At 67.6% G+C, this 26,709-nt stretch carries 29 protein-coding genes; 12 read left to right on the top strand and 17 right to left on the bottom strand.

The window, feature by feature from the left end; genetic code table 11:
- Nucleotides 1-57: 57 nt before the first annotated feature.
- The 9 genes from PHQ87_RS00380 to PHQ87_RS00420 form a co-directional block, all read right to left on the bottom strand.
- Nucleotides 58-1,233: an acetyl-CoA C-acyltransferase gene (locus PHQ87_RS00380; RefSeq protein WP_300230055.1), complete on the bottom strand. Its 1,176-nt coding sequence runs from the start codon at nucleotides 1,231-1,233 to the stop codon at nucleotides 58-60.
- 37 nt (nucleotides 1,234-1,270) lie between these two features.
- Nucleotides 1,271-3,382, bottom strand: coding sequence for a 3-hydroxyacyl-CoA dehydrogenase NAD-binding domain-containing protein (locus PHQ87_RS00385; protein WP_300230057.1), 2,112 nt, complete (start codon nucleotides 3,380-3,382; stop codon nucleotides 1,271-1,273).
- Nucleotides 3,383-3,508: 126 nt separating this feature from the next.
- Complete coding sequence (locus tag PHQ87_RS00390; RefSeq protein ID WP_300230059.1) at nucleotides 3,509-4,204, bottom strand: ABC transporter ATP-binding protein; 696 nt, start codon at nucleotides 4,202-4,204, stop codon at nucleotides 3,509-3,511.
- Nucleotides 4,205-4,215: 11 nt separating this feature from the next.
- Nucleotides 4,216-5,061, bottom strand: coding sequence for an ABC transporter ATP-binding protein (locus PHQ87_RS00395; protein WP_300230061.1), 846 nt, complete (start codon nucleotides 5,059-5,061; stop codon nucleotides 4,216-4,218).
- Entirely contained in the window at nucleotides 5,058-6,353 is a 1,296-nt protein-coding gene (locus PHQ87_RS00400) for a branched-chain amino acid ABC transporter permease (protein WP_300230063.1), read from the bottom strand. Before PHQ87_RS00400 ends, PHQ87_RS00395 begins: the two co-directional genes overlap by 4 nt.
- Nucleotides 6,354-6,359: 6 nt before the next feature.
- Nucleotides 6,360-7,379, bottom strand: coding sequence for a branched-chain amino acid ABC transporter permease (locus PHQ87_RS00405; protein WP_300230065.1), 1,020 nt, complete (start codon nucleotides 7,377-7,379; stop codon nucleotides 6,360-6,362).
- 112 nt (nucleotides 7,380-7,491) lie between these two features.
- Nucleotides 7,492-8,724 (bottom strand): branched-chain amino acid ABC transporter substrate-binding protein, encoded by a 1,233-nt coding sequence (locus tag PHQ87_RS00410; RefSeq protein WP_300230067.1) that lies wholly within the window; start codon nucleotides 8,722-8,724, stop codon nucleotides 7,492-7,494.
- A gap of 124 nt (nucleotides 8,725-8,848) precedes the next feature.
- On the bottom strand, nucleotides 8,849-10,090 hold the full coding sequence (locus PHQ87_RS00415) for an ABC transporter substrate-binding protein (RefSeq protein ID WP_300230069.1): 1,242 nt from the start codon (nucleotides 10,088-10,090) through the stop codon (nucleotides 8,849-8,851).
- Between the two features lie 16 nt (nucleotides 10,091-10,106).
- Nucleotides 10,107-11,750: a 3-(methylthio)propionyl-CoA ligase gene (locus tag PHQ87_RS00420; protein ID WP_300230071.1), complete on the bottom strand. Its 1,644-nt coding sequence runs from the start codon at nucleotides 11,748-11,750 to the stop codon at nucleotides 10,107-10,109.
- A 231-nt stretch (nucleotides 11,751-11,981) separates the two neighbouring features.
- Here PHQ87_RS00420 and msrB point away from each other — a divergent pair, with 231 nt between their 5' ends.
- The gene (msrB, locus tag PHQ87_RS00425; protein ID WP_300230073.1) at nucleotides 11,982-12,392 is read left to right on the top strand and encodes a peptide-methionine (R)-S-oxide reductase MsrB; all 411 of its coding nucleotides are present in this window, start codon (nucleotides 11,982-11,984) and stop codon (nucleotides 12,390-12,392) included.
- Entirely contained in the window at nucleotides 12,389-12,601 is a 213-nt protein-coding gene (locus PHQ87_RS00430) for a SlyX family protein (RefSeq protein ID WP_300230076.1), read from the top strand. Before msrB ends, PHQ87_RS00430 begins: the two co-directional genes overlap by 4 nt.
- A gap of 156 nt (nucleotides 12,602-12,757) precedes the next feature.
- Here the strand turns inward: PHQ87_RS00430 and PHQ87_RS00435 are convergent, their stop codons facing one another.
- The gene (locus PHQ87_RS00435; RefSeq protein WP_300230077.1) at nucleotides 12,758-13,162 is read right to left on the bottom strand and encodes a hypothetical protein; all 405 of its coding nucleotides are present in this window, start codon (nucleotides 13,160-13,162) and stop codon (nucleotides 12,758-12,760) included.
- Nucleotides 13,163-13,319: 157 nt separating this feature from the next.
- Nucleotides 13,320-14,672, bottom strand: coding sequence for a CHASE3 domain-containing protein (locus PHQ87_RS00440; protein ID WP_300230079.1), 1,353 nt, complete (start codon nucleotides 14,670-14,672; stop codon nucleotides 13,320-13,322).
- Between the two features lie 51 nt (nucleotides 14,673-14,723).
- Between PHQ87_RS00440 and PHQ87_RS00445 the strand changes: the two genes are divergently transcribed.
- The gene (locus tag PHQ87_RS00445) at nucleotides 14,724-15,356 is read left to right on the top strand and encodes a response regulator transcription factor (RefSeq protein ID WP_300230081.1); all 633 of its coding nucleotides are present in this window, start codon (nucleotides 14,724-14,726) and stop codon (nucleotides 15,354-15,356) included.
- A gap of 46 nt (nucleotides 15,357-15,402) precedes the next feature.
- Here PHQ87_RS00445 and PHQ87_RS00450 read toward each other — a convergent pair whose 3' ends face one another.
- The 3 genes from PHQ87_RS00450 to PHQ87_RS00460 all read right to left on the bottom strand — a co-directional run bounded on the left by PHQ87_RS00450 (nucleotide 15,403) and on the right by PHQ87_RS00460 (nucleotide 17,290).
- Entirely contained in the window at nucleotides 15,403-15,786 is a 384-nt protein-coding gene (locus tag PHQ87_RS00450; protein ID WP_300230083.1) for a response regulator, read from the bottom strand.
- 127 nt (nucleotides 15,787-15,913) lie between these two features.
- Nucleotides 15,914-16,240 carry a BON domain-containing protein gene (locus PHQ87_RS00455; protein WP_300230085.1) on the bottom strand — a complete coding sequence of 109 codons (327 nt, stop codon included), beginning with the start codon at nucleotides 16,238-16,240 and terminating at the stop codon, nucleotides 15,914-15,916.
- Nucleotides 16,241-16,387: 147 nt separating this feature from the next.
- Nucleotides 16,388-17,290, bottom strand: a complete 903-nt coding sequence (locus PHQ87_RS00460) for a DUF3014 domain-containing protein (RefSeq protein WP_300230087.1) — start codon at nucleotides 17,288-17,290, stop codon at nucleotides 16,388-16,390.
- A 69-nt stretch (nucleotides 17,291-17,359) separates the two neighbouring features.
- On the opposite strand from PHQ87_RS00460, the gene PHQ87_RS00465 reads away from it, so the two are divergent.
- Genes PHQ87_RS00465 through PHQ87_RS00475 form a run of 3 tightly spaced genes read left to right on the top strand, consistent with a single transcriptional unit; the run spans nucleotide 17,360 to nucleotide 18,719 of the window.
- A complete protein-coding gene (locus PHQ87_RS00465; protein ID WP_300230089.1) occupies nucleotides 17,360-17,767 on the top strand; it encodes a DOPA 4,5-dioxygenase family protein in 408 nt (135 codons plus the stop codon).
- Nucleotides 17,764-18,087 (top strand): DUF2322 family protein, encoded by a 324-nt coding sequence (locus tag PHQ87_RS00470; protein WP_300230091.1) that lies wholly within the window; start codon nucleotides 17,764-17,766, stop codon nucleotides 18,085-18,087. The genes PHQ87_RS00465 and PHQ87_RS00470 overlap by 4 nt, the downstream gene beginning before the upstream one ends.
- Nucleotides 18,084-18,719 (top strand): MSMEG_1061 family FMN-dependent PPOX-type flavoprotein, encoded by a 636-nt coding sequence (locus tag PHQ87_RS00475; protein WP_300230093.1) that lies wholly within the window; start codon nucleotides 18,084-18,086, stop codon nucleotides 18,717-18,719. The genes PHQ87_RS00470 and PHQ87_RS00475 overlap by 4 nt, the downstream gene beginning before the upstream one ends.
- A 12-nt stretch (nucleotides 18,720-18,731) precedes the next feature.
- On the opposite strand, the gene PHQ87_RS00480 is transcribed toward PHQ87_RS00475, so the two are convergent.
- Nucleotides 18,732-19,499, bottom strand: a complete 768-nt coding sequence (locus PHQ87_RS00480; RefSeq protein WP_300230095.1) for a DTW domain-containing protein — start codon at nucleotides 19,497-19,499, stop codon at nucleotides 18,732-18,734.
- A 93-nt stretch (nucleotides 19,500-19,592) separates the two neighbouring features.
- On the opposite strand from PHQ87_RS00480, the gene PHQ87_RS00485 reads away from it, so the two are divergent.
- From PHQ87_RS00485 to PHQ87_RS00495, 3 genes are all read left to right on the top strand, one after another.
- Entirely contained in the window at nucleotides 19,593-21,107 is a 1,515-nt protein-coding gene (locus tag PHQ87_RS00485) for a protein adenylyltransferase SelO (RefSeq protein ID WP_300230097.1), read from the top strand.
- 147 nt (nucleotides 21,108-21,254) lie between these two features.
- Entirely contained in the window at nucleotides 21,255-21,797 is a 543-nt protein-coding gene (locus tag PHQ87_RS00490; protein ID WP_300230098.1) for an outer membrane beta-barrel protein, read from the top strand.
- Between the two features lie 251 nt (nucleotides 21,798-22,048).
- Nucleotides 22,049-22,885, top strand: a complete 837-nt coding sequence (locus tag PHQ87_RS00495; protein WP_300230100.1) for a hypothetical protein — start codon at nucleotides 22,049-22,051, stop codon at nucleotides 22,883-22,885.
- On the opposite strand, the gene PHQ87_RS00500 is transcribed toward PHQ87_RS00495, so the two are convergent.
- Complete coding sequence (locus tag PHQ87_RS00500; protein WP_300230102.1) at nucleotides 22,869-24,170, bottom strand: leucine-rich repeat-containing protein kinase family protein; 1,302 nt, start codon at nucleotides 24,168-24,170, stop codon at nucleotides 22,869-22,871. The two genes, PHQ87_RS00495 and PHQ87_RS00500, sit on opposite strands and share 17 nt — an antisense overlap.
- Nucleotides 24,171-24,306: 136 nt before the next feature.
- Here PHQ87_RS00500 and PHQ87_RS00505 point away from each other — a divergent pair, with 136 nt between their 5' ends.
- Together PHQ87_RS00505 and PHQ87_RS00510 are read left to right on the top strand one after the other, a co-directional pair.
- Nucleotides 24,307-24,750 carry an RcnB family protein gene (locus PHQ87_RS00505; protein ID WP_300230104.1) on the top strand — a complete coding sequence of 148 codons (444 nt, stop codon included), beginning with the start codon at nucleotides 24,307-24,309 and terminating at the stop codon, nucleotides 24,748-24,750.
- 80 nt (nucleotides 24,751-24,830) lie between these two features.
- Nucleotides 24,831-25,415 (top strand): thioredoxin fold domain-containing protein, encoded by a 585-nt coding sequence (locus tag PHQ87_RS00510; RefSeq protein WP_300230106.1) that lies wholly within the window; start codon nucleotides 24,831-24,833, stop codon nucleotides 25,413-25,415.
- A gap of 14 nt (nucleotides 25,416-25,429) precedes the next feature.
- Here PHQ87_RS00510 and PHQ87_RS00515 read toward each other — a convergent pair whose 3' ends face one another.
- Complete coding sequence (locus tag PHQ87_RS00515) at nucleotides 25,430-26,074, bottom strand: TetR/AcrR family transcriptional regulator (RefSeq protein ID WP_300230108.1); 645 nt, start codon at nucleotides 26,072-26,074, stop codon at nucleotides 25,430-25,432.
- A 116-nt stretch (nucleotides 26,075-26,190) separates the two neighbouring features.
- Here PHQ87_RS00515 and PHQ87_RS00520 point away from each other — a divergent pair, with 116 nt between their 5' ends.
- Nucleotides 26,191-26,694, top strand: coding sequence for a VOC family protein (locus tag PHQ87_RS00520; RefSeq protein ID WP_300230109.1), 504 nt, complete (start codon nucleotides 26,191-26,193; stop codon nucleotides 26,692-26,694).
- Nucleotides 26,695-26,709 lie beyond the last annotated feature (15 nt).

The following is a 26,709-nucleotide window of genomic DNA, read 5'->3' on the forward strand; positions in this document are numbered from 1 at the left end:
CCGACCTGACGGTCCGGGCGGGGCATTCCGGTGAAGGACTGCTGGTGGCCGCCGCGCTTACAGCACCTCGAAGACCCCGGCGGCGCCCATGCCGCCGCCGATGCACATCGTCACGCACACGCGCCTGGCACCGCGGCGTTTGCCTTCGATGAGCGCATGGCCCGTCAGGCGCTGGCCCGAGACACCGTAGGGATGTCCAACGGCGATGGCCCCTCCGTTGACGTTCAGGCGGTCGCCCGGAATACCCAGCTTGTCGCGGCAGTAGATCACCTGCACCGCGAAGGCTTCGTTCAGCTCCCACAGGTCGATGTCATCCATCTTCAGGCCCAGGCGCGCCAGCACCTTGGGCACGGCGAACACCGGGCCGATGCCCATTTCGTCGGGCTCGCAGCCGGCGACGGCGAAGCCCAGGAAGCGGCCCAGGGGCTTGAGACCCTTGCGGCTGGCGTAGTCCTCGCTCACCACCACGCAGGCGCCCGCGCCGTCGCTGAACTGGCTGGCGTTGCCGGCCGAGACCAGGCCGCCCGGCAGCGCCGAGCGCAGGCCGTGGATGGTCTCGAAGGTGGTGCCCGGGCGGATGCCCTCGTCGTGCTCGACCGTCACCTGTCTGGTGATCAGACCCAGGTGCTTGTCCGCCACGCCGGCGGTCACGGTGATGGGCGCGATCTCGTCCTTGAACAGGCCGGCCTCGAGCGCCGCCGTGGCCTTTTGCTGGCTCGCGGCGCCGTACTCGTCCATGGCGTCGCGGCCGATGCGGTAGCGCTGGGCCACCTGCTCGGCGGTCTGCAGCATGTTCCAGTAGATCGCGGGTTTCTGCTTTTCCAGCGCGAGGTCCTTGAGCATGTGCTGGTTCATCTCCTGCTGCACGCACGAGATGCTTTCCACGCCGCCGGCCACGAACACCTCGCCTTCGCCGGCGATGATGCGCTGCGAGGCCAGCGCAATGGTCTGCAGACCCGATGAGCAGAAGCGGTTGACGGTCATGCCCGAGACGGTGATGGGCAAACCGGCCTTGAGCGCGATCTGGCGCGCGATGTTGGCGCCAGTCGCGCCCTCCGGGTTGGCGCAACCCATGATCACGTCCTCGACCTCGGCCGGGTCGATGCCGGCGCGCTGCACGGCATGCTGGACCACATGGCCGCCCAGCGTGGCGCCATGGGTCATGTTGAAGGCGCCCTTCCAGCTCTTGGCCAGGGGCGTGCGGGCGGTGGAAACGATGACGGCGTTGGTCATGATGGGTTCCTCAAATCTTGGTGCGTGCGGTCATCGATCAGAAGGTCTGGCCTTCGGCCGCGAGGCGGGCCAGCAGCGGCGCGGGCTCCCAGAACGGCGCATCGTCCAGCGGGTTGCGCTGGAAGCGCTTCATGGCCTGCACCACGTTGAACAGCCCCACCTCGTTCGCATAGTTCAGCGGGCCACCGCGGTGCACCGGGAAGCCGTAGCCGAAGATGTAGACCACGTCGATGTCGCTGGCCTTGTTGGCTATGCCCTCCTCCAGGATGTGGGCGGCCTCGTTGACCAGACTGAACACCAGGCGCTGCACGATCTCCTCGTCGGAGATCTTGCGCGGCGTGATGCCCAGCGCCTGGCGGTGCGCCTCGATCATCTGCACCACCTCGGCATTCGGAATGGCGTCGCGCTTGCCCGGCACGTAGTCGTACCAGCCCTTGCCGACCTTCTGGCCGAAGCGCCCCTGCTCGCACAGCAGGTCGGCGGTCTTGCTGTACTTGAGTTCCGGGTATTCCTGATAACGGCGCTTGCGGATCGCCCAGCCGATGTCGTTGCCGGCCAGGTCGCCCATGCGGAACGGCCCCATGGCGAAACCGAACTTCTCGATCGCCTTGTCCACCTGCTCGGGCGTGCAGCCCTCGTCGAGCAGGAAGCCGGCCTGGCGCGAGTACTGCTCGATCATGCGGTTGCCGATGAAGCCGTCGCACACACCGGAGACCACGGCCACCTTCTTGATCTTCTTCGCGACGGCCATCACGGTGGCCATCACGTCCTTGGCCGTGGCCTCGCCGCGCACGACCTCCAGCAGTTTCATCACGTTGGCAGGACTGAAGAAGTGCAGGCCCACCACGTCCTGCGGCCGCCGGGTGAAGGCAGCGATCTTGTTCAGGTCCAGCGTCGAGGTGTTGGACGCCAGGATGGCGCCGGGCTTCATCACCTCGTCGAGCCGGCGGAACACGCTTTCCTTGACGCCCAGTTCCTCGAACACCGCCTCGATCACCAGGTCGGCGTCCTTGATGTCGTCGTAGCTCAGTGTGCTCGACAGCAGGGCCATGCGCTGCTCGTACTTGTCCTGCTTGAGCTTGCCTTTCCCGACCTGCGCCTCGTAGTTCTTGCGCATCACGCCAATGCCACGGTCCAGCGCCTCCTGGCTGGTTTCCAGGATCGTGACCGGGATGCCGGCATTGAGGAAGTTCATCGAAATGCCGCCACCCATGGTGCCGGCACCGATCACCGCGACCCGGCGGATCTCGCGCCGGGGCGTGTCGGCCGGCACGTCGGGAATCTTGCTGGCGGCACGCTCGGCCGTGAACAGGTGGCGCAGCGCGCGGCACTCCGGTGTCCACATCAGGTTGATGAAGATCTCGCGCTCGAAGCTCATGCCTTCGGCAAACTTCCTGCGCGTGGCCGCCTCCACCGCGTCCACGCACTTGAGGGGCGCCGGGAAGTTCTTCGCCATGCCCTTGACCATGTTGCGCGCGAACTGGAAGTAGGCATCGCCATCCTTGTGCCGGCACGGCAGATCGCGCACCAGCGGGAAGGGCGTGCCGTCGGCAGCGTGCCGGGCGGCCACTTCGCGTGCCAGCGCCTGTGCCTCCTCCAGCAAAGACTCCACCGATGCGGCCATCCTGTCGAACAGCTTCTGGCCCGGCAGTTGCGCCAGCAGCTCGCTCTTGACCGGCTCGCCGCTGACGATCATGTTCAGCGCGGCCTCGACACCCAGCACGCGCGGCAGGCGCTGCGTGCCGCCGGCACCGGGGATCAGCCCCAGCTTGACCTCGGGCAGCGCGATGCTGGCGCCCGGCGCGGCAATGCGGTAGTGAGCGCCCAGCGCCAGCTCCAGGCCGCCGCCCATGGCCACACTGTGCACGGCGGCCACCACCGGCTTGGTGGTCTTTTCCACCCGGGCAATGACCGACAGCAGGTTGGGCTCCTGGATCGACTTGGGCGTGCCGAATTCGCGGATATCGGCGCCACCGGAAAACGCCTTGCCGGAACCGGTCAGCACGATGGCCTTGACGGCCGGGTCCTCCTCGGCCTGCTCCAGGCCGGCGACGATCGCGCGGCGGGTGTCCAGCCCCAGGCCGTTGACCGGCGGGTTGTTCAAGGTGATGACGGCCACGTCACCGTGGACCTGGTACTCAGCGGTCATGGAATTTCCTCGGTTTGAATCGGTGCAGGCACCGTTCGAAAAAACGAACGATCGTGCGATTTTAGAAAAAATGTGCCTGGCGACAAGCGCCCATTGTCACGTACAGGTCAACGCCGCCAGAAGCGCTCAGACCTCCAGCCACTCCTTGCGAATGTAGGGGTCGGCCCGCAGGCTGTCAGGCGTGCCCTCGAACACGATACTGCCATGACCCATGACCAGCGCCCGGTCCGAGATGTTCATGGCAATCGTCAGCTTCTGCTCGATCAACAGCACCGAAATGCCCCGGGCCTTGAGCTTTTGCAGGTACTCACCCACCAGCTCGACGATCTTGGGCGCCAGGCCCTCCGTGGGTTCGTCGATGATGACCAGGTCCGGGTCGCCCATCAGCGTGCGGCACAGCGTGAGCATCTGCTGCTCACCGCCGGAGAGCACCCCGGCCTCGGTGTGCTGGCGCTCCTTCAGGCGCGGGAACATCGCGTACATGTCGTCGAAACCCCAGCGCGAGGCCTTGCCCCGGCCCTTCTGTCCCAGCATCAGGTTCTGGTGCACCGTGAGCTTGGGAAAAATGTCCCGGCTTTCGGGCACATAGCCGATACCCAGGTGCGCCACCTCGAAGGGTTTGTGGCCGCGGATGTCGCGCCCCTTCCAGTCGATCACGCCCTCGCAGTCAACCAACCCCATGATCGCCTTGGCGGTGGTGGAACGACCCGAGCCATTGCGCCCGAGCAGGGCGACGATCTCCCCCTCGCGCACATCGAAGGTGACACCATGCAGCACATGGCTTTTGCCGTAATAGGCGTGCAGGTTGTGGATTCTCAGCATGCCGGTGCTCCTCAATGCCCTGCCCCGGCCGCCTGCTGCTCGGCCAGCACCGACCCCAGGTAGGCCTCCTGTACCTTCGGGTTGGCCCGCACGGCCTCGGGTGTGTCGAAGGCGATCACTTCGCCATAGACCACCACCGCGATCTTGTCGGCCAGGCCGAACACCACACCCATGTCGTGTTCCACCGTCAGCAGCGTCTTGCCCTGCGTCACCTCCCGGATCAGGTCGATGAAGCGGCCGGTCTCGCTCCGGCTCATGCCCGCGGTCGGCTCGTCCAGCAGGACCACGCTGGCACCACCGGCGATGGTGATGCCGATCTCCAGCGCGCGCTGCTCGGCGTAGGTCAGGTTCATGGCCAGCGTGTCGCGCTTTTTCTCCAGCCGGATCATGCTCAGCAGTTCATCGGCCCGTTCGTTGACATCGTCCATGCCGGCCAGAAAACGGAACAGCGTGTAGCGGTAGCCCAGGCTCCAGAGCACACCGCAGCGCAGGTTCTCGAACACGCTGAGCTTGGGAAAGATGTTGGTGATCTGGAAACTGCGCGAGAGCCCCAGGCGGTTGATCTCGTAGGGCTTCTTTCCGTCGATGCGGGTACCGTTGAGAACGACCTCGCCGCTGCTGGGTGCGAAGCGGCCCGAAATCAGGTTGAACAGGGTCGACTTGCCGGCGCCATTGGGTCCGATGATCGCCACCCGCTCGCCCGCGCGCACCGCCAGGTTGACGCCGCGGATGATCTCCGTCTTGCCGAAGCTCTTGCGCAGGTCGCGCAGCTCCAGCGCGAGCCTGCCCTGGGCGTCCGGGACGGTGGTCTGCCCATCGGCCACCGGGGCCGTGCGGAATGCGGTTGCTGCCGTCATTGCGTCTCCCTGCGCTTGATTTCCTTCTCGATGTCGGCCTGGATATCCGACCACTGGACCATGAACTGCCGGCGTGCCAGCTCGAACACACCCAGGCAGGTCAGGGTCACGAACACCACGCCAAACCAGCTGCTGGCCGAGCGCACATTCATCGGTGCCCCCAGGTAGGTCACGACATCCCCCATGGCCGCATCGAGCTGCAGGTGGTAGATCATCTCGATCGCGGCCCCGGCGCCGAGCAGCACCAGCAGCGCCGACACGCCCAGGGCCAGGTAGGACACCCAGATCTCGCGCAGACGGCCGAACGCGGCGACGCGCAGGTTCATCATGATCAGGCTGGCGATCCCCCCCGGCGCGTACATCACCATGAACAGAAAGATCAGCCCCAGGTACAGCAGCCAGGCCTTGGTCAGCTCGGACAACAGCACCGCGGCGAAGACCATGAGCACGCCGCCGATGATCGGCCCGAAAAAGAAGGTCGCGCCGCCCAGGAAGGTGAACAGCAGGTAGCCGCCCGAGCGCACCGTGCCCACGACTTCGGCGGTGACGATCTCGAAGTTGATGGCGCCCAGCCCGCCCGCGATGCCGGCGAAGAAGCCCGCAATCATGAACGCCAGGTAACGCACCATCTGCGTGTTGTAGCCGATGAACTCGACACGTTCGGGGTTGTCGCGCACGGCATTGAGCATGCGCCCCAGCGGCGTGCGGGTGAACGCGTACATCAGCGCCACGCTGACAAAGGTATAGACGGCGATCAGGTAGTACACCTGGATCGCCGGCCCGTAGGTGATGCCCATGAACGGCTCGCCGGCCATCCGGTCGGCCGACACCCCGGCCTCGCCACCGAAGAACTCCGAGAACATCAGCGACATCGCAAACACCAGCTCGGCCAGGCCCAGGGTGATCATTGCGAAGGGCGTACCGGCCTTCTTGGTCGTCACATACCCCAGCAACATGGCGAAGAACAGGCCGGCCACGCCACCCACCAGCGGAATCAGGCTGACCGGCACCGGCAGCTCGCCGTTGGACACCATGTTCAGCGCATGGATGGCCATGTACGAGCCCAGGCCCGAGTACACCGCGTGCCCGAAGCTGAGCATGCCCCCCTGCCCCAGCAGGATGTTGTAGGACAGGCAGGCGACGATGGCGATGCCCATCTGCGACAGCATGGTCACCGCCAGATTGCTGCCGAAGACCTTGGGTGCCACCAGCAGCAGCAGTGCAAACAGCGACCAGATGATCCAGCGGCCGACGTTCCAGGGTTTGAATTCGTAGTGTGTTGTCGTTGCCATGAGCGGTCATCCCTCCCGCGTGCCCAGCAGCCCCTTGGGCCGGAAGATCAGGATCAGCACCAGGAACAGGTACGGCAGGATCGGCGCCACCTGCGACAGCGTCAGCCGCAGCACCGGGTTGCTGGCCAGGCCCTCTGACAGCGGCACGCCCATCTGCTGCACGAGGCTCACGAACGAGTGGTCCAGCCCGACGGCGAAGGTCTGGATCACGCCGATCAGCAGGGACGCCAGGAAGGCGCCAGGCAGCGAGCCCATGCCGCCGACCACCACCACCACGAAGATCACGGACCCCACGGTGGCCGCCATGGCCGGCTCGGTCACGAAGGTGCTGCCGCCGATCACCCCGGCCAGCCCCGCCAGCGCCGTCCCCGCGCCGAACACCAGCATGAACACGCGCGGCACGTTGTGGCCGAGCGACTCGACCATCTCGGGATGCGTCAGCGCCGCCTGGATCACCAGACCGATCCGGGTGCGCGTCAGCAGCAGCCACAGCGCCACCAGCATCAGCACCGCCACCAGCATCATGAAGCCGCGCGTGGCCGGAAATGGCGAACACAGCACCCCCTCGGCACCGCAGGCTGCCTGCGCGGCGCCCCAGACCAGCTCGAGCGAGTCATTGGCGTGGTGCACCAGCGTGAACGCCGGGCCGCGCAGCGCCTGCGGCGGCGGAAACTCCACCGCCGTGCGCCCCCAGACAAGCTGCACCAGCTCCAGAACGATGTAGGACAGGCCGAACGTCACCAGCAGTTCGGGCACATGGCCGAACTTGTGGACCTTGCGCAGCGTCAGCCGCTCGAACAGAGCTCCCAGCGCCCCCACCACCAGCGGTGCCACCACCAGCGCGGGCCAGAACCCGATGTGCTTCGACACCGTGTAACCGACATAGGCCCCCACCATATAGAAGCTGGCATGGGCGAAATTGAGGACCCCCATCATGCTGAAGATGAGGGTCAGCCCCGAGCTCAACATGAACAGCAGCAGTCCGTAGCTGACGCCGTTGAGCATGGAGATGATGAAAAACTCCATGAACCGACCTTTCCCTGGCTGGCGAACCAGCCTTCGGCAAAAAAAATGACACCGTGCCGGGGAACGATGTCATCCGCAGGGCAGGACGCACCCGCCCCTCGATACCCGCACCTCAGCCCGGGCGCTTCATCTGGCAACTGGTCGGGGTGCTGGAGACGTAGGAGGGGAACTCCTTCACCGGCGCCAGTGTCATGCCCGTATTTTCGGGGCTGTAGGGATACTTGGCATCGGCCTTCTGCCAGACCGTCAGGTACAGCACCTGCTGCAACTGGTGGTCGGTCTTGCGCATCTCGACCTCGCCGTTGTAGTTGTTGACCTTCAGGCCTTCCATGGCCGCGGCGACCTTGACCGGATCGGTGGACTTGGCCTTGGCCATGGCTTGCGTCAGCACGTTGTAGGCCGAGGGAACCGCGCCGGTGAACATGTCGTCGTTGTACTTGGCCTTGAAATCGGCCATCCACTTGCCCATCTGGCCGCCCATGTTGTAGTGCGAGTAGGCCACCTGGTACACGCGACCGGCTCCACCGGTACCGAGCGCGGTGGGGGTACCGGTCACACCGGTGTAGTAGGTGTAGAACTTGCCCTCGTAGCCGCCCTCGTTGGCCGCCTTGATCAGCAGCGCCAGGTCCGACCCCCAGTTGCCGGTGATCACGGTGTCGGCACCCGATGCCTTGATCTTGGCAATGTAGGGAGCGAAATCGCGCACCTGGGCCAGGGGGTGCAGGTCTTCACCGGCGATCTGCACGTCAGGGCGCTTACGGGCCAGCGCTTCCTTGGCGAACTTGGCCACCTGGTGGCCATGCGAGTAGTTCTGGTTGAGCAGGTAGACCTTCTTGACGTCCTTCTGGTCCTTCATGAAGGTGGTCATGGCCTCGATCTTCATCGAGGTGTCGGCATCGAAGCGGAAGTGCCAGTAGCTGCACTTGCTGTTGGTGAAATCCGGGTCCACCGCAGCGTAATTCAGGAACAGCACTTCCTTGCCCGGGTTGCGCGCGTTGTGCTTGTTGATGGCGTCGATCAGCGCGCCCGCCACCGACGATCCGTTGCCCTGGGCGAAGTAACGCACGCCCTGGTCGAGCGCGGCATTGAAGGCGGTCAGGCTTTCGGCCGGGCTGAGCTTGTTGTCGAAGGCAACCAGCTCGAACTTCACCCCGGCGGGGTTGTTTTTGCTGAACTCGTCGGCAAAAAACTGCCAGCTGCGCATCTGGTTCTGGCCCAGCGGCCCCATCAGGCCGGTCTGCGGATCAATCAGCGCGATCTTGACCGTTTCACCCTTTTGCGCATAGGCAGCCGACAGGCTCATCGCCAGGGAGGCGACGGCGATGGTTTTCAAAGCAAGGCGCATGGTACATGTCTCCTGTGTGGCGAAAGTGTCAGGGTACCCCGCACACGTGAGCCTGCCCTCAGGGAATGCCCTAGCACATATCACACAGGCGACTGGCGCTCGCACATCGGTAGCGGTCACCGGGTCAGGGCCGCTCCATCTGGCAACCGGGTGCCGATGTCAGCGCGGCGGCGGGCAGGTGCTGCACGGGGACGAACGCGTAGCCGGTCCCTTCGGCACCGCTGCCCCCGACCTTCTGCCAGCGCGATATGTAAACGCCCTTCTGGAGCTGGTGGTCGACCGCCCGCATCGCCACCGGACCATCGAAGCCGCGGAAGATCATGCCCTCCAGCCGCGCCGCCACCACCGCGGAGTCGGTCGAGCCCGTCTGCGCCATGGCGTGCAGCAGCATCTGGATGCCGTCATAGGCCGCCATGATCACCAGATCCTCCCCGTAGGCCTGGCGAAATCCCCTGGCCAGGCGCTCCACCTCCTCCGGCCGGCTGCCATGGCTGGTGGACACCTGGTACACCGGCAGACGTTCCCCGGAGGCGGCAAGCACCGTCGGCGCGCCGGCCAGGGCCGGGTAATAGGCGAAAACCGGCAGCCACAGCGCCTCGTCCTGCATCGCCATCAGCAGCCGTCGCAGGTCGTCACCCCAGTTGCCGGTGACGACCGCCTGCGCCCCGGCATCGCGGATCCGGCGGACATGGCTGGTGAAATCCTTCAGCACGAATGGCGCGTGCAACACGTCACCGACGATCTGCACCGACCAGGGCAAGGCGAGGCTTTCCTGCTTGAAATAGCGCGCGAACTGCTTCCCGTGCGCGTAGTCCTGGTTGATCAGGAACACCCGCTCCAGGCCCGGCTGTGCGGCCATGTAGCGGGTCAGGGCACGCATCTTCATGGCCGTGTCGGCGTCGATGCGGAAATGCCAGTAGCTGCAGCGCTCGGCCGTCAGGGCCGGATCCATCGCCGCGTAGTTGATCAGCAGCACGGCGCGGTCGGGAAACCGGGCATTGTGGCGCTGGATGGCCGAGGACAGCGCCATGGCCGCCGCCGATCCGTTGCCCTGCACAACGTAGCGAAAGCCCTGGTCAATCGCCGCCTTCAGGGCGTTGATGCTTTCCTGCGGCGAGCCCTTGTTGTCGAAGCCGGCGACCAGGAAACGCACCCGGGCATCCGGCCCCGGCAGTTGCCGGGCCATGTACTGCCAGCTGCGCAGACTGTTGCGGCCGATGTCGGCCGACGGACCGGACAGCGGGTCGATGAAGGCCATGCGCACCAGCGCGGGTGCCGCCGGCCCCGCGCCGGCCGCGCCCAGCAGTCCATGGCCGCCGGCGGCCAGCAGGCCCGCCAGGGCATCGCGACGCGACCAGCCGCCCATCACCCGGTACCGCCGGTCAGATGCCCGGCAGCCGGTAGTCGGCCAGTTGCTGGCGCAGGGTCATCTTCTGCATCTTGCCGGTGGCCCCCAGCGGAATGGCGTCGACGAACACCACATCGTCGGGAATCTGCCACTTGGCGATCTTGCCCTCATAGAAGGCGAGCAACGCCTCGCGCGTGAGTTCGGCGCCGGGCTTCCTGACCACCGCCACGATGGGGCGCTCGTCCCACTTGGGATGCTTCATGCCGATGCAGGCCGCCATCGCCACCGCCGGGTGCGCCATGGCGATGTTCTCGATGTCGATGGAGCTGATCCATTCGCCGCCGGACTTGATCACGTCCTTGCTGCGGTCGGTGATCTGCATGAAGCCGTCGGCGTCGATGGTGGCCACGTCGCCGGTCGGGAACCAGCCCCGGCCGGCCTCGTCGTACTGCAGCGGATCGCCGCCCTCGCCCTTGAAGTAGCTGGCAATGATCCACGGGCCGCGCACCAGCAGGTCGCCGAAGGTCTTGCCGTCCCAGGGCAGTTCCTTGCCCTCGCCATCGACGATCTTCATGTCCACGCCGAAGATCGAGCGCCCCTGCTTGAGCCGGATCCCGTTCTGTTCCTCCGGGGACAGGGCCAGTTGCGCGTTCTTGAGCGTGCACACCGTGCCCAGCGGCGACATCTCGGTCATGCCCCAGGCGTGCAGAACCTCGACACCGCACCCGTCGCGGAAGGCCGAGATCATGGCCGGCGGGCAGGCCGCGCCGCCGATCACCGTGCGCTTGAGCGAGGAGAACGTCAACTGGTTGGACTGCACGTGGCCCAGCAGCATCTGCCACACCGTGGGGACGCCGGCGGCCATGGTCACCTGCTCGCCCTCGATCAGGTCGTAGACCGATTTGCCGTCCAGCGCCGGGCCCGGGAACACCAGCTTGCAGCCCACCGCCGCCGCCGAATACGGCAGGCCCCAGGCATTGACATGGAACATGGGCACCACCGGCAGCACGGCATCGCGCGCCGAGCAGCCCAGCGCGTCGGGCAGCGCCGCACCGTAGGCGTGCAGCACGGTGGAGCGGTGCGAATACACGGCCCCCTTCGGGTTGCCGGTGGTGCCGCTGGTGTAGCACATGCTCGAGGCGGTGTTCTCGTCGAACTCGGGCCAGATGTAGGTGTCGCCGTAGGCCCCGATCCAGGTCTCGTAGCTCTGCAGCCCCGGGATGCCGCTGTCGGCGGGCAGCGCATCGGCGTCGCACAAGGCAACCCAGTGCTTGACGCCCGGGCATTTGCTCCAGACCGCCTGCACCAGCGGCAGGAACGTCATGTCAAAGCACAGCGCGCGGTCGTCGGCGTGGTTGATGATCCACACCAGTTGTTCCGGGTGCAGGCGCGGGTTCAGGGTGTGCAGCACGCGCCCCGAGCCACTGACGCCGAAGTACAGCTCCAGGTGGCGGTAACCATTCCAGGCCAGCGTGCCCACGCGTTCACCAAACCCCAGGTGCAAGGCATCCAGCGCATTGGCAATCTGGCGCGAGCGGCGGGATACGCTGCGCCAGGTCGCGCGATGGATGTCACCCTCGACCCGGCGCGAGACGATTTCCGTGCTCCCGTGATGGCGCTCGGCGTGGACGATGAGCGACGAAATCAGCAATGGCTGGCTTTGCATTTGTCCCTGCATGGGCGTATCTCCTGTCGATGAATGAAATGGGGTTGCCAGAGCGGACCCGACTGGAAAAACGAACGACCGTTCGCTCCATAACCCGACATCATGCACCAATCGGCCGCGCCTTCCCATCCGGATCGTCAAGGATGCGACGGATCGCCGCCCCCGGGGAGCCACCCCGTGGACAATAGCCAGGTGGCGTCGGCCCCGCCGGGGCGAACAGGTTCGGCCACGACAGGAGCCCCCATGAGCGACTTTCCCATCCACAAGAGCGGCGCCGAATGGCGTGCCATTCTGGCGGCCAAGGGCGCCGAACCCGGTGCCTTCGACGTCACCCGCCGCGCCCATACCGAGCGCCCGTTCACCGGCCGGTACGAGCAGGTCTGGACCGGCGGCCGTTACCACTGCATCTGCTGCGGCAACCACCTGTTCGACGCCGGCACCAAGTTCGATGCCGGGTGCGGCTGGCCCAGTTTCTGGCAGGCCGTGCCGGGCGCCATCACCGAGATCGTGGACCGCAGCCACGGCATGGTGCGCACGGAAACGGTGTGCAGCCAGTGCGGCGCCCACCTGGGCCACGTGTTCGAAGACGGCCCGGCGCCCACCGGTTTGCGCTACTGCATGAACTCGGCCGCACTGGAGCAGCAACCCGAATGAACCCCGACCGCACCGACGAGCGGCTGACCCAGCTGGAGATCAAGCTCAGCTACGCCGAAGACCTGCTCGATACGCTCAACACGCTGGTGGCGCAACAGCAGGAGCGCATCGACCTGCTGACGCGCGAACTCGTGGCGCTGCGGTACCAGCAGGACCAGGACCAGCCGACCTTCCGCAGCCTGCGCGACGAGCTGCCACCGCACTACTGAGGCTGGCCCCGGGATGCCTTCAGTCCGGCTGGTCAAGCATGTCGGCCAGTGCGCCAAACAGCCAGACCGCTCCCCCCACGGCCAGCAGGGAGAGCAAGGCCAGCGACAGATAGTCCCAGTGGTCCATGACGGGCCTCCTCCGGGCAGGATGGCTGTTCAGCGCGGGTCGCGCGCGGGCTCGGGGTCGATCTCGACCTCGAGCTGGCGAAGCACCCCGCCGCCTTCGACGCTGCCGCTGGAAACGCCTTCTCCGAGGGCCATGCGTTCGCACATGGCCCGATCGAGCGCGCCCTTGTGCACGGCACACCGGGCGATGGCATTGCGCTGGCGCTGGGCTTCGTCCACCCCGGCATCACGCAGGCCGCGCAGGGACTCCTGTCGCACGGCGCCGGCATCGCGCAGACAGGCCCTGCGCGAGTCCGCATCGACCTGTTCCAGACAGGCCCGGCGGTCGGCCTGGTAGCGCGCCTCGATCCCGGCACGGTCGTCCGCGGCCAGGGCGGAGGCCAGGGGCAACGCCCAGACCAGGGCACAAAGTGGTCGTGTCAGCGCGTTCATCATCGTCGTGGTCCTCCTGCGATCGGGTCCGCGGCGGGCCTTTCCGGAGCGAAGCCCCGCCGCGGACCTCCGAACATGTCCCATCGTAGGATGGCTGCCCCCGGGTGGCCGTCCGACGGCGCCGCCGCGGCGTGTAGGACGAGGCCGACACCGCCGCCGGTCACACGGGCAGCACCGCCCGTACGGTGGTGCCCCGGGACGGCGACGAGCGGATGACCACATCACCGCCACAGGCACGGATTCGAAACCGCATACCCTGCAAACCATGCCCCCCGGACAGCAGCGTGGCGTCGACGTCGAAGCCCTTGCCATCGTCTTCGACCAGCACTTCCACCTGGTCGTGCAGGCGGCGCAGCACGACGCGCACGCGGCTGGCCTGCGCGTACTTGGCCACATTGGTCAGCGCTTCCTGCACCAGCCGGTACACCGCCAGCGCCCGCTCCGGCGCCAGCGTGACCTCGTCCACCACGGCATCCACCGGCAGCTCGGCACGCTGGGAAAACTCGGCACACTGGATCTGCAGCGTGCGCCTGAGGCCCAGGTTCGACAGCGACGAAGGCCACAGGTCCTCGATGATCCGGCGCTTGAGCGCGATGCCGGCATCCAGCGTCTGGCCCAGGTGATCCACCAGTTGCTGCTTGGTGCCGGTGTCGTCATGGATGCGCTTGCGAATCCGCGCCAGATCGAGCTTGGCCGCGGTCAGCAGCCCGCCCAGTTCGTCGTGCAGCTCCCGCGCCAGGCGGGCGCGCTCGTCTTCGCGCACGCGCTCCATGTGGCGCGCCAGCTCGATCGTCTCGGCGGTTCGCCGCACGACCTCTTCATCGAGCCGGTCGCGCTCGGCATGGAGCTGCAGCATCGCGACACGGCGCTCCGCCTCCCGGTTGCGGCTCAAGCGCATCAGGGACACGGCCCCGACCACGCACACGATCACCAGCACCCAGATACCCACCCGGCTGGCGCGCAACACCCGGTCGCGGTCCAGGCTGGTTTGCGTGTAGCCATGGCTCTCTTCCCGGATGACCTGCTCGGCCAGGGTGCTGATCTGCACCATCATCTCCCGCCCCATATCGGTCAGCGTCAGCTCGATCGCCCCGTCGCGATCACCGGCATCGAAACGCTCGAGAACGGTCCGCATCTCGGAGTGCTTCTGCCTGGCCAGCTCGACCAGCTGGGACAGCTTCTCGCGCAGGTGCTCGTTGCCAGCGGCGATGTGCTCCGCGCTGGCCAGGATCTGCTGGAAGCTGCGTTCCTGCTCCAGGTAGGGAGCCAGGTAGTCGTGGCGATCGGTCAGCATGTAGCCGCGCTCCGCACTCTCCATGAACAGCAGTGCCCGGCTCAGGTCACCAACGATCATCTGGGCCTCGATGCTGGCCTCCCGGTTCACGCTGATGCCCTGCTGCCGGTGGAACCCCAGCTCGCTCACGACCAGCACCAGCACGGCCAGCGAGATCGCCACCGGTCCGATGAACCGGCCCGAGGCCCACTTGGCCATGGCGTTCAGACTCCATTTCATGTGCCCACCTTATACTGCTGCGACAAAGACACCCTCCCGTCAGGTGCCACCATGATCCGCATCGGAATCGTCGACGATCACGCCATTGTCCGCACCGGGCTGTGCCAGTTCCTGTCCGAGCAGGTGGACCTGCGCGTGGCCGCCGAGGGCTGCACGGGCAAGGATGCGCTGGAGATCGCACGCCAGGGCGACATCGACGTCCTGCTGATGGACCTGTCCATGCCCGACCAGAATGGCGTCGACGCCCTGGCAGCCATCCGCGCGCGCTACCCGGACCTGCCCGTGCTGATTCTCAGTGGTTTCCCCGAAACCCACTACGCCACCACCTTGCTGCGCCTGGGCGCCAGCGGCTACCTGAACAAGGAGTGCGATCCGGACGACATCGCCAGCGCCATCCGCACCGTGGCACTCGGGCGGCGCTACATCACGCCCCAGGTGGCCGAGCTGCTGGCCGACAGCGTGCTCGGCACCGGTGACCAGTTGCCGCACGAAAGCCTGAGCGAGCGTGAGCTGCAGGTGTTCCTGCGTCTGGCCCAGGGTGAAACCGTGGGCCACATCGCCGAGCAGATGTTCCTGAGCGTCAAGACGGTCAGCACCTACCGTTCCCGCGTGCTGGACAAGCTCTCGCTCAGCACCAACAGCGATCTGACCTATTACGCCCTGAAAAACGGGCTGATCCAGTAGGCGCTGCCGACCGGGACCGGTACTCGGCACCGGTGGTGGCCGCCAGTCAGGCCGCCGCGAGATCGATGCAATAGCTGACCAGGGCATCGATATCGCGCGACTTGTCGAACACCCGGGCCGCGCCCAGTTGCAGGCACTCGGCACGGATCTCCGGCGTGGCGTAATTGGTCAGCACCACCGACCGCAACCGCACGCCCTGCCCACCCAGTTGGCGCAGCACATCCAGGCCCGAGCCATCCTTGAGGAAGACATCGATGATCACCAGGTCGCAGCCGTTGGCGGCGAGCATGGCGTCCAGTTGATGCCGGGCCTCGCTGGCCGACTCGGCAAATCCCACGATCTCGACTGGCGCCAGGTCTTCCAGCGCCGCGACCAGGTTGAACCGGATGACCGGGCTGTCCTCAACGAGAAAAGTCTTCAGTTTGGGCATCAATGGGGCTTGCTCGCTCTCGGTCCGCCGACCGCGGGCCGGCGGTTGCGGCAACGCGCCCATTCTAGGATTTTCGCCGCTGCCTGCGTGCAGGACGCCACTGACCAGCGGCAGGGGCCATGGATCGTCAGTTGCGCACGATGATGTCATTGCGGACGTCCTTGACGCCTCGGATGTCCCGCGCCAGGCGCTCGGCCAGCATGCGCTCTTCGGCGCTCTTGGCAAAACCTGCCAGTTGCACCACGCCGTTGAGCGTTTCCACGCCGATGGCCATGGCGCTGACCGTCCGGTCTTCCGCGAACTTGGCCTTCACCCGGGTGGTGAGGGTGGCATCGTCGATGTAGGCACCGACGCTTTGCTGGTCGCGCACCACCGCACAGCCAGCCGTGGTGAACAGCGCGGCGCTCGCCATGGCAACGGCAACGAGGGCGCGGGAAACGGGCGTGGATTTCATGAAATTCTCCTGAACGGTTGCGGTGAAGCCTGGCTGCCTTGCAGCAGCAGCTTCACTGTAGGTCCAGGGCAGCGGCCGCCCTGTCGGCGGGCAGCGCGCCGGCGTGTCGGACAAGGCCGACAGGCGCCGCGTCATGCCGGGACGCGATCAGTCGACCAGGCGCCGGATCTCCTGCATCCTGGCCTGCAGCCGTCGCTGGTGGTCCGGGCCCATGCGCAGCAGCATCCGCTGGCCGGCCGACAGCGATGCCAGGGCCGGGTCGGCGAACTCATAGCGCACCCAGGGGCGCAACGAACGCACCGGCCCCTTGACCTCCACCAGTGTCACCGCCAGCGGTTCGTCGTGCACCGGGGTGGCGATGAGCAGGTCCAGCACCTGCACCAGGCGGTCGTTGAAATAGCGCCCCGGATAGCCCAGTTCCTCATAGGCCTGCTGGAACAGCGGGTACAGGCGGCGGTAGGCCTGGAACGCCCGCTCCACGTCCACCGACTCGATCATTCTCACCCAGGGCGCGTAGCGCCGGCTGTTGTCGGGGTGGATGGTTTCGATGCCGTCGGCGCGCTTGTCCGTGGTGAAGCGCCCCGGCGTCGGGTTGACCGGCCAGATCCGGGCCGGCGCCTGCGGGCGGCCGAGGTTGTCGACGGTCACCACGATGCGCCGTACCACGCCATCGAGCTGGAAGAAATCCAGCACATCCCGGCGGCTGAGCAACTGGGCCAGTTGCTCGCGCATCAGGGGGTCGGCGTCGTCCAGGTTGTGCACCGGCGCAAGGGGCGGCTCATCGCCCGCCGCCTCGGGCCCGATGGGGTGCTCGGGACCGGCGGGCGGCGCGGCGGTGGCGGCGCCCTCGGCCGCCTCGTCAGCCGCCGGCACCTCAGCCACTTCCGGTGCGGTCACCGGCTCCGGCACCGGTGCGGGCGCCATCGCTCTTTGCAGGTAGGGCCAACCCCAGTAGGCGGCGACCAGCAGCAAGGCAGCCAGCGCGGCCATCAGGGTCATCGACGGTTCTGCAGCCGCTCGTGGGGGCAAGCCATGTGGTTCCTTGGACATATGGCCATCATCCTAAACCCACACGCAGCGCCCGTCACGCCCGCCCATTTCATGCCATCATGCGCCGCTATGTCCTCAACCGATTCACCTTCCCTCCTGACGCCCGCCGATGAACTGCGCATCGCCGGCTGGCATGCCCACGTCTACTTCGACGCCCACACCCTGGCCCGGGCACGCGCCCTGTGCGAGGCGGCCGCCGCACGCTTTCCCCTGGTGATGGGCCGGGTCCACGAGCGGCCCGTCGGACCGCACCCGGACTGGAGCTGCCAGCTTTCCTTCGGCAACGACCTCGTCGCCGGGGTGATCCCCTGGCTGGCGCTGCACCGCGGCGGGCTGACCGTCTTCATCCATCCGAACACCGGCAATGCCCTGCGCGACCACCGCGACCACGCCATCTGGATGGGCGCCATCCGCCCCCTGGACTTGAGCGGCTTCAAGGGCTTTTCCGACCACGACAACCTGCCACAGCATCCATGAATTTTGCCGACCGTCTCGCCTCGCTGCCCGCCGTCGCCCACCTGAGCGCCCTGCACCTGACCGATGAGGCCGGCCAGGTGGTGGCCACCATCGAGAACCGGCCCGGCCAGGCCGGTTCGCTCGCCGTCTACCACGCCCTGGCCGCCCGGCATGGCGGGCGCATCACGCCCGCGGCTGCCGCGCTGGGGCTGGACTGGTATGCCGAACACACCCAGGACGCCCGCGCCCACCCCGGCAAACACCCCAACATCGACCGGCTGCTGGCCTGGGCCCAGGGCACGGCCAGCCATGGTGTGCAGTTGGTAGAGCGATCTGCATGAGCGATCTCGTCACCACACGAGCGGCCCTGCGCGCGCTGTACGATCCGGTGCGCGAGCGCTCGGCCAAGAAGGAAATGCCCGAACTCGATGCGCACGCGACGCGGCTGATCGGGCTGGCGCCGTTTCTCGTCGTGGCCAGCGCCAACACCGCTGGCGAGACCGACGCCTCGCCGCGTGGCGGCACCCCCGGTTTCGTGAAGGTGCTGGACCCGCATACGCTGGTACTGCCCGATTCACCCGGCAACAACCGTCTGGACACGCTGGAGAACATCGTCAGCCACGGCGAACCGGGTGCCCCGGTGGGCCTGCTGTTCCTGGTCCCCGGCCTGGACGAGACCCTGCGCGTGAACGGCCGCGCCTGGTTGTCGGCCGACGAGGCCTTGCGCCAGATGGCCGCCGAGCCCCAGCGGATACCCAAGCTGGTGATGCGCGTGCAGGTGCAAAGCTGCTACCTGCACTGCGCCAAGTCGCTGATGCGCGCCAGGCTCTGGGACGCGTCGGCCCAGATCGACCGCGCCTCGCTGCCGAGCATGACCGAGATGATGCGTGACCAGATCCGCCAGTTCCGCGGCGAGGAGGTCGCCGCGGAGACACAGGCCGAGGTCGTCGCGCGCAACCGCCAGATGCTCTGACAACCGGGCTTTTCAGGCCGGCAAGGCAGGCGCCTGCACCAGCGACCGCAGGCGCCTGTCCGCTTCGGTATCGCGGCTTGGGCGCAGGTGGCGCTTGGCATCGAGGTAGTGCGTGCTGAACACATCCAGCCAGGTCGCCAGCAGTTCGCCGGCATGGGCTTCACCGGCCAGTGCCAGGCAGAACGCGGCCACCTCGGCGGTGCAGAAATGGTCCTCGCGCACCGAGCGCCGCAGGCGGTAGCCCGATGCCCGGCCGGGTTGCAGGCTGAGCACGTGGAAGCGCGCCAGGTAGGGGCTCTTGTTGAACATCTTGCGCGCCTCGGTCCAGGTGCCGTCCAGCAGGACGAACAGCGGCCGGCGGCCGGCCTGCGCCAGGGCATCGCCATCCACCTGGTCCGTCACCACCCGTGGCGGCGTCACGAACTCGCCCGGAAACACCACATAGGGCTGCCACTGCGGGTCGTCCAGCAGGGCCAGCAGCCGGTCATCGACACGCGTGCGTGACCAGGCAAACGCCCAGGTGTCGGGCACGAGGTCGGCAATCAGCCAACCCGTGTTGCTCGGTTTGAGCGCCTCGATGTCGCCCATGAGCAGGCACATGCCGGCGCGGCTGTCCAGGGCCGGGGCCGGTCTCAGGTCGCAGATGCAGTGTGCCGGCGGCAGGCGGCACCGCGTGCAGCGCCCAGCGGCGCCGCCCCGCGCCACGAAGGGCTTGCTGCTGGCGGCCAGCCGCTCGGCCCGCAAGGCGGCCACCGCGTGGCCGTCGAAAGGTATGTCCATGCCGGGACTGTAGGCGATCTGGGTCGTCGGCCGGCCTGTCCCGGACATTCCCGGGACAATCAGGCTTCCACCCCCTGCCTGGAAGAGCCCCGCGTGAGCCCGCACGACACCCGCCCCCTGTTTGCCTTCGACAACACCTACGCCCGCGACCTTGAAGACATGTCCGTGCCCTGGCAACCGGCTCGCTCGCCCGCGCCGCGCTGGCTGCAGTTCAACCGTGCCCTGGCGGCAGATCTCGGCCTCGACGGCGATGCCCTCGCCTCCGACGCCGGGCTGGCCTGCCTGGCGGGCAACGCCATACCCGACGGCGCCCAGCCGGTTGCCCAGGCCTATGCCGGCCACCAGTTCGGCGGCTTCTCGCCCCAGTTGGGCGATGGGCGTGCGCTGCTGCTGGGCGAGGTGATCGACCGCCACGGGCGGCGCCGCGACATCGCCTTCAAAGGCTCGGGGCGCACGCCGTTTTCGCGTGGTGGCGACGGCAAGGCCGCCGTGGGCCCCGTGCTGCGCGAATACCTGATGGGCGAGGCCATGCACGCGCTGGGCATTCCGACCACGCGCGCGCTGGCGGCGGTGGCCACGGGCGAGACGATCTTCCGCGACCAGCCCCTGCACGGCGCCATCCTCACGCGCGTGGCCGCGAGCCACCTGCGCGTGGGCACCTTCCAGTTCTTCGCCGCGCGCGGCGACCATGAGCGTGTGCGGCGCCTGGCCGACTACGCCATCGCGCGCCACGACCCCGAGCTGCGGGCACAGGACGGCCGCCACCTGGCGCTGCTGCGCGCCGTGTGCGAGCGCCAGGCCCGGCTGGTGGCGCAGTGGATGGGCGTGGGCTTCATCCACGGCGTGATGAACACCGACAACATGACCATCTCGGGCGAGACCATCGACTACGGTCCCTGCGCCTTCCTCGAGGCCTACGACCCGGCCACCGTGTTCAGCTCCATTGACCACCACGGCCGCTACGCCTTCGGCAACCAGCCGGGCATCGCGCAGTGGAACCTGGCCCGCCTGGCCGAGACGCTGCTGCCACTGATCGACACCGACGAAGACACGGCCGTCGCGCGGGCCACCGAGGTGCTGGATGCCTTCGGCCCTGCCTTCGACCGCGAGTGGCTGCGCATCCACCGCCGCAAGATCGGCCTGCAGGGCAGCACCGGGACCGCCGGCAACGATGAGGCCGACCGGGCGCTGCTGAACGACTACCTGGCGCTGCTGCACCGCCACCACGTCGATTTCACCCTCGGCTTCCGGCGCCTGTCGGACGCCCTGCGCTCGCCCGCGGTGAACCCGCTCGCGCCGCTGTTCGGCGCGGGTGGCGCCGAACTGGCGAGCTGGCTGGCCCGCTGGCGGCAGCGCCTGCAGGACCAGGGCACGCCGCCGGCCGACGTGGCCGATGCGATGGATGCGGCCAACCCGCTCTACATCCCGCGCAACCACCTGGTCGAGAACGCGCTGGACGCTGCCACCGGGTCGATGGACCTGCGCCCGTTCGAGCGCCTGCTGGCGGTGGTCACGCGCCCCTACGACGAGCGCCCCGAGGACGCGCTGTGCGCCCTGCCCGGCAGCGCCGAGCAGACCGAGGGCTACCGGACCTTCTGCGGCACATGAAACGAACGCCCCCGGCACCGCCGCGGGGCGCACCCCATCGGTACGTCGTCCGGTGGACACCCCACCCATGTGTGACAAATCGAAAGAAGACACACATTGCAGTACCCAATGCCGCCGCACCGGCACACCGTCGATAGACTCCGGCCCATGAACAAGCTCTCTTCGATCACCGCCCTCGCCAGCCTCTGTCTCGCATCCCTCGGCGCCCAGGCGCAGACCGTTTACGGCGAACTGGGCTATGCCGCCATGTCCGCCAGGCTCAACGTCCCGCTGCTGGGCATCTCGGCCAAGGCCAGCCCGTCCATGGGCCGCGCCGTCATCGGCGTCTCACCCTTCGCCGGCCTGACCTTCGAAGGTCTGGCGGCCGGCCATCTGGCCGACGACCGGTTCCGCAGCAGCGGCAGCGAAATCCTCAACGGCCGCGCCAAGATCAACCAGATCCTGGGCCTGTACGTGGGCGGTCGCTTCGGGCTCGGTCCGGTCGAGCTCTACGGCCGCATCGGCCAGGCCCGCAGCGAATTGCAGTTCAAGGGGCTGGGCTCGACGCACGACAGCGACGTGTCCTACGGCGGTGGCCTGCGATTGATCCCGGGCAAGCACCTGACGTTCAGCGCCGACTACATGAACTACTACAACAAGGGCGGCGCGCGGCTCGAGGGCTACACCCTGAGTGTCGGCTACCGCTTCTGATCGGGCGGCACGCGGCCGCGACCGCGCTCCGCCCGTTGGCGGCGACCCACATCAGGGAAAACCCCTAAACTCGCCATCTGCTCTTGATTTGCAAACACTTTTCCCCAGATTCATGGGCAGACGGATACCTGTTCGACGCACCTATGCTGCAGCGCAGCATGCAATCGGGCTAACATCAGGTATCAAAGGCTTGGGCCTTTTTTCTGAATCCGGTCGCGGGCAGCACACGCGCTGGCCTGCCGCCCCCACACATGCGATACAAGCTTCTCACAGCCGAGCAGTATGCGCGTCGGCTGCGCCTGCTCATAGCCGAATCCGGCGTTCTGCATCGACGCGTGCAAAGCGTCGGTGGCCGTGCTGTCATCGGCTGGGGCTACAGTTTCCAGCGCAACAACAACAGCGCCATCTGGCGCGATGCCGGCATTGACCTGACGACCGAAGGCTGGGCCCACCTGCGGCGCATCGACGAAGCGCCCACGGGTGCGCGCACGCTGCAGGCACTGGCTTTCGACAAGGTACTGACCGAAGCCGAAGCCAATCGCCTGCTGGTGGCCTCGTCGCGCGAACACGAAATTCATGCCAACCGGTTCGAGCTGCCGTACTCCGACGAGCGGCTGGCCCTGGTGTCACTGACATTCAGCCGCGGCACCCAGACCCTGACCGAAGCGCACCCGCTGATGGCAGCACTGGCCGCCGGCCACCGTGCCGAGGCCTGGTACCAGTTGCGCTACAACTGCTGGGGCTACGCAGCCGATCTGGAAGCCGGCCTGCGCAAACGGCGCCTCATGGAGTCCACCGTGTTCGGCCTGTACGACGATCCCTCGCAGGTCGGCATCGACGAAGCACGCCAGGTGGCCGAGATGATCGATCGCCACCGCGCCGAGATCAACCAGGTGGAGCAGCGCTTTGGCCAGACCCTGGCGGGCGTCGAGGGCCAGCGCGACCTGATCGCCCAGGCCAACCGTGACTACCCGGGCATCGTCAGCACCTGGGGCGAAGTGCCCACCATCCGCGAGGCACTGGCCCCCGCGCGCAATGCACTGATGGCCGCCGGCCTGGACATCGGTTTGTTCAACCCAGCACCGTAGCCAGCTCCCGCATCGACGGCCGACGCGAGGGCACCGCGTCCAGACAGGCTTCGACCCAGGGCTGCAGGCGTGTGGCCCACGCCGCATCGGACGGCGCCAGGCGCTGCAGCAGCTCGTCCATCAGGCAGCCGAACGCCCGCACCTCCAGTGCCCGCAGGGCATCGGCCACGGGCGCTTGGCCGGTTGGCAGCACCGTGGCGGCGCCGAAGTCGCCCAGCACCGCCTCGCCCGAATCCGGTGAAACGTGGATGTTGTGCGCGTAGAAGTCGCCGTGCATGACGCTGCGGGCATGCAGGTGGGCGAGCGCGGCGGCCATCGCCCCGAGCCACCCACGCACGGCCTGTCCATCGAACAACTGACCCGGGGCGTACACATCGCGCGTGCAGCTCTCGAAACTGGGCGGGCTGGCCAGGGCCACATGTCCGGCCGGCAGCAGGGGCATGAGCACGCCCTGCATCCCGTCGGGATGGCCCTGCATCTGCGCCGCCGGCGTGACCAAGGCCGGATGATGGCCGGCGATCAGGCTGGCCCGCCATTCGTCCTCGGGCCGCCCATCGCTGGTCACCGCCCCCTTGAACAGTTTGAGTGCCCACGACCGCTGCCCGGTGCCCGCCTCGCGCACCCGGTAGATGTCACCCGAGGCCCCCCCGCCCAGACGGTCTTCCACCACCAGATGGTGCCAGGGCACCACCGGCAGCGCGGGTGTCTCCGGGCACGGCCAGCCCAGCGGATTGCCCGACAGGGCCAGCCAGCTCAGGCGTGGCAATTCGGTCAGCCAGGCAGGCAGTCGGGGCAGCGCATTGGCGGACAGCCGCAACAGCTCCAGCCGGCGGGCGTCGGCCAGAGAATCCGGCAGGGCCTGCAGGCGGTTGCCGGCCAGCATGAGTTTTTGCAGGGCCGCCCGCTCACCCAGAGCGACCGGCAGTTGCGTCAGCCGGTTGTCGGTCAGGATCAGCCAGCGCAGCCGGGCCGGCAGGGCCTGCGCCGGCACGACATCGATCCGGTTCGCCTTGAAGCCCACCATCTCCAGCGCAGGGCAGTCGCCCAGGCATTCGGGCAGATGGGTGAAATCGTTGTCCGAGCAGAAGATGATGCGCAGGCGCCGCAGGCGGCCGAGGTCGTCCGGCAGTTCCGACAGCCGGTTGCCGCTGAGGTTGAGCACCTCCAGGCTGTCGGCCAGTTCGAAGATCTCGCGCGGAAACCGGGTCAGGCCGGCCGAGAGATCCAGCCGGCGCGCGCCGGCCAATTGTCCGGTGCGCAATTGTTCGAGTGTGTGCGTGGGCATGCGGTCATTGTCGCCAATGCCCGCGCCGATGCCTGCCAGTTTGCAACGTTCTTTGCACGCACATCGCTGCAGATTTACAAGCGGGACACGTCCGGGGCGCAACATGAAGGCTCACCAACACCCAGAGGAGTTCTCCATGCAACGCCGACACCTGATCCGAACGCTGGTCGTCACCGCGCTGGGCGGCACGGCCCTGTCTGCCATGGCACAAGGCCCGCACGGCGGACCGCCACCGCATCCGGGACCGAACCGTCGGCCCCCCGGACATGCGCCCCATCAACCGCCGCGTCCGCCGGCACAGATCCACCGTCCGGTGCCACCGCCACCCCCGCGCCATCCGCAGGCCGCTCCGGGACACCGGCCTCCACCGCCGCCCTACCACTACAACGCGCGTGGCCCCGAATTCCGCAAGGGTGCACGCCTGCCCGGGTACCTGCGCCACCAGAACTACTTCGTGACCGACTACCGCATCCACCGGCTGCCGCCACCACCCGCCCGCCACCACTGGGTGCAGGTCGGCCCCGACTACGTGCTGGTGAACGGCTACGGCCTCATCATCAACGTGGTGATCGGCCGCTGAGGCGGGCCACCCGGGGCAGGCCAGCCGGGTTCGTGGCAGCATGATGGCCCGAGACACATTCCTCTCAGACGACGTCACACATGAAAACGACCCGACTCCTTGCCCTGGCCCTCGCACTGGGCCTGGCCGCCTGCTCGCGCGATGCCGGTGAATCGGCCTCAGCCTCCGCGACGGCGCCATCCCAGGCCATTGCCCGTGCCGACGCCGTGGAGGCGGTGGCCGCCCGCGGCAGGGGTTTCACGGCCGGTGCGCTGATGAGCGCCCAGGTGGTCTATGTGCTGTTCGACCCGCAATGCCCGCACTGCGCGCACCTGTGGGAATCCTCCCAGCCCCTCATGGATCGCGCCCGCTTCGTCTGGCTGCCGGTGTCGCTGCTCGGCCCCAAGAGCCTGCCCCAGGGTGCGGCCATCCTGCAGGCGGCCTCGCCCGTCCAAGCCATGACGGCCCATGAGCAGTCACTGCTCTCGGGCGCCGGCGGCACCTCGGCTTCGTCGAGCATCCCCGACGACATCGAGCAGGCCATCCGCGCCAACACCCAGTTGCTCAACGACCTGGGCGCCGATGCCGTGCCGTTCATCGTGACGCGCCATCGCCAGAGCGGCGAGGTCGTGACGCAGGCCGGCTCGATGGGCACCGAGGCGCTGGCCAGGCTGATCGGCCTGTGACCGGTCGCCGGCGCTCAGATGCCGGTCTCGACCATGTGCAGGAGCCGGGCGCCCAGGGCCTGGCGCATCGCCACGGGCGCGTGTCGCAGCGGCCCGTCGATCATCAGCAGCGCCATACCGTGCACCGTTGACCAGGCCAGGAACTCGGCACCCGGTCGTCGCTCGGGTGGCAGCACGCCGGCCTTCACCATCTCGTCCAGTGCATAGCTCAGCAGCTCGAACGGGTTGAGCCCCTTCTCGGCCGTCCGCGCCGGGTCCGCCGGCATCTGGACGTCAAAGGCGCCGGACGCAAACGCGGTAAGGAACCAGCCCGTCTCGGCCTGCGCGAAGGACAGGTATCCCCGCCCCACCGCGGCCAGCATCGCCCGCGACCGGGCCGCCAGGTCCGGCTCCGCCTCCGCGCGCTTGAGCTCGCGCTCGATCACCTCGGCCAGCTTGCCCAGGGCCGCGGCGCGCACGGCCTCAAACAGCGCCTGGTGGCTGGAGAAGTGGCGGTACGCCGCGTTCGGCGCCACGCCGGCACGGCGCGTGGCCTCGCGCAGGACCACGGCCTTGGGGCCGCCCTCGCGCGCCAGCGCCAGACCGGCGTTGACCAGTGCGGCGCGCAGATCGCCGTGGTGGTAGGTCGATCGCGCCTGGGGACGGCGGGCCGTGGCCATGGTGGGGATTCAGCGAGCGGAAAACAAAAAATTACGCCTCATCGGACAAACGATGTGGACAGCGTCCATTTTAGCCCCTAGGATGTGTACATCGTCCACAAGCATGGGGACCCACCATGGCCCGGATCGTTTCGCGCATACAGCCCTGCCTGTGGTTCGACACCCAGGCGGAAGAAGCCGCCCGCTTCTATGTCAGCGTCTTTCCCCACTCGCGCATCCTCAGCGTGACGCACTACGGCGAAGCGGGCAAGGAAGAGCATGGCAAGCCAGCCGGCTCGGTCATGACGTTGTCCTTCACGCTCGACGGCCAGGACATGCTGGCCCTCAACGGCGGCCCGCACTTCAGCTTCACCCCCGCGGTGTCGCTGATGATCCACTGCGACAGCCAGGCCGAGATCGACCACTACTGGGATGCACTGACCGCCGGCGGCGACCCCGCCGCACAGCAGTGCGGCTGGCTCACCGACCGCTTTGGCCTGTCATGGCAGGTCACCCCGCGCGACTGGGAGCAAATGATGAACTCGCCCGACCACGCCGCGTCGCAGCGCGCCATGCAGGCACTCATGAAGATGAAGAAGCTCGACATCGCCGCGTTGCAGGCGGCCTATGACGGGCGCTGACCCACCCACCAACGG

The sequence above is a fragment of the Hydrogenophaga sp. genome (assembly GCF_028698005.1).
Classification (GTDB): Bacteria; Pseudomonadota; Gammaproteobacteria; order Burkholderiales; family Burkholderiaceae_C; genus Hydrogenophaga.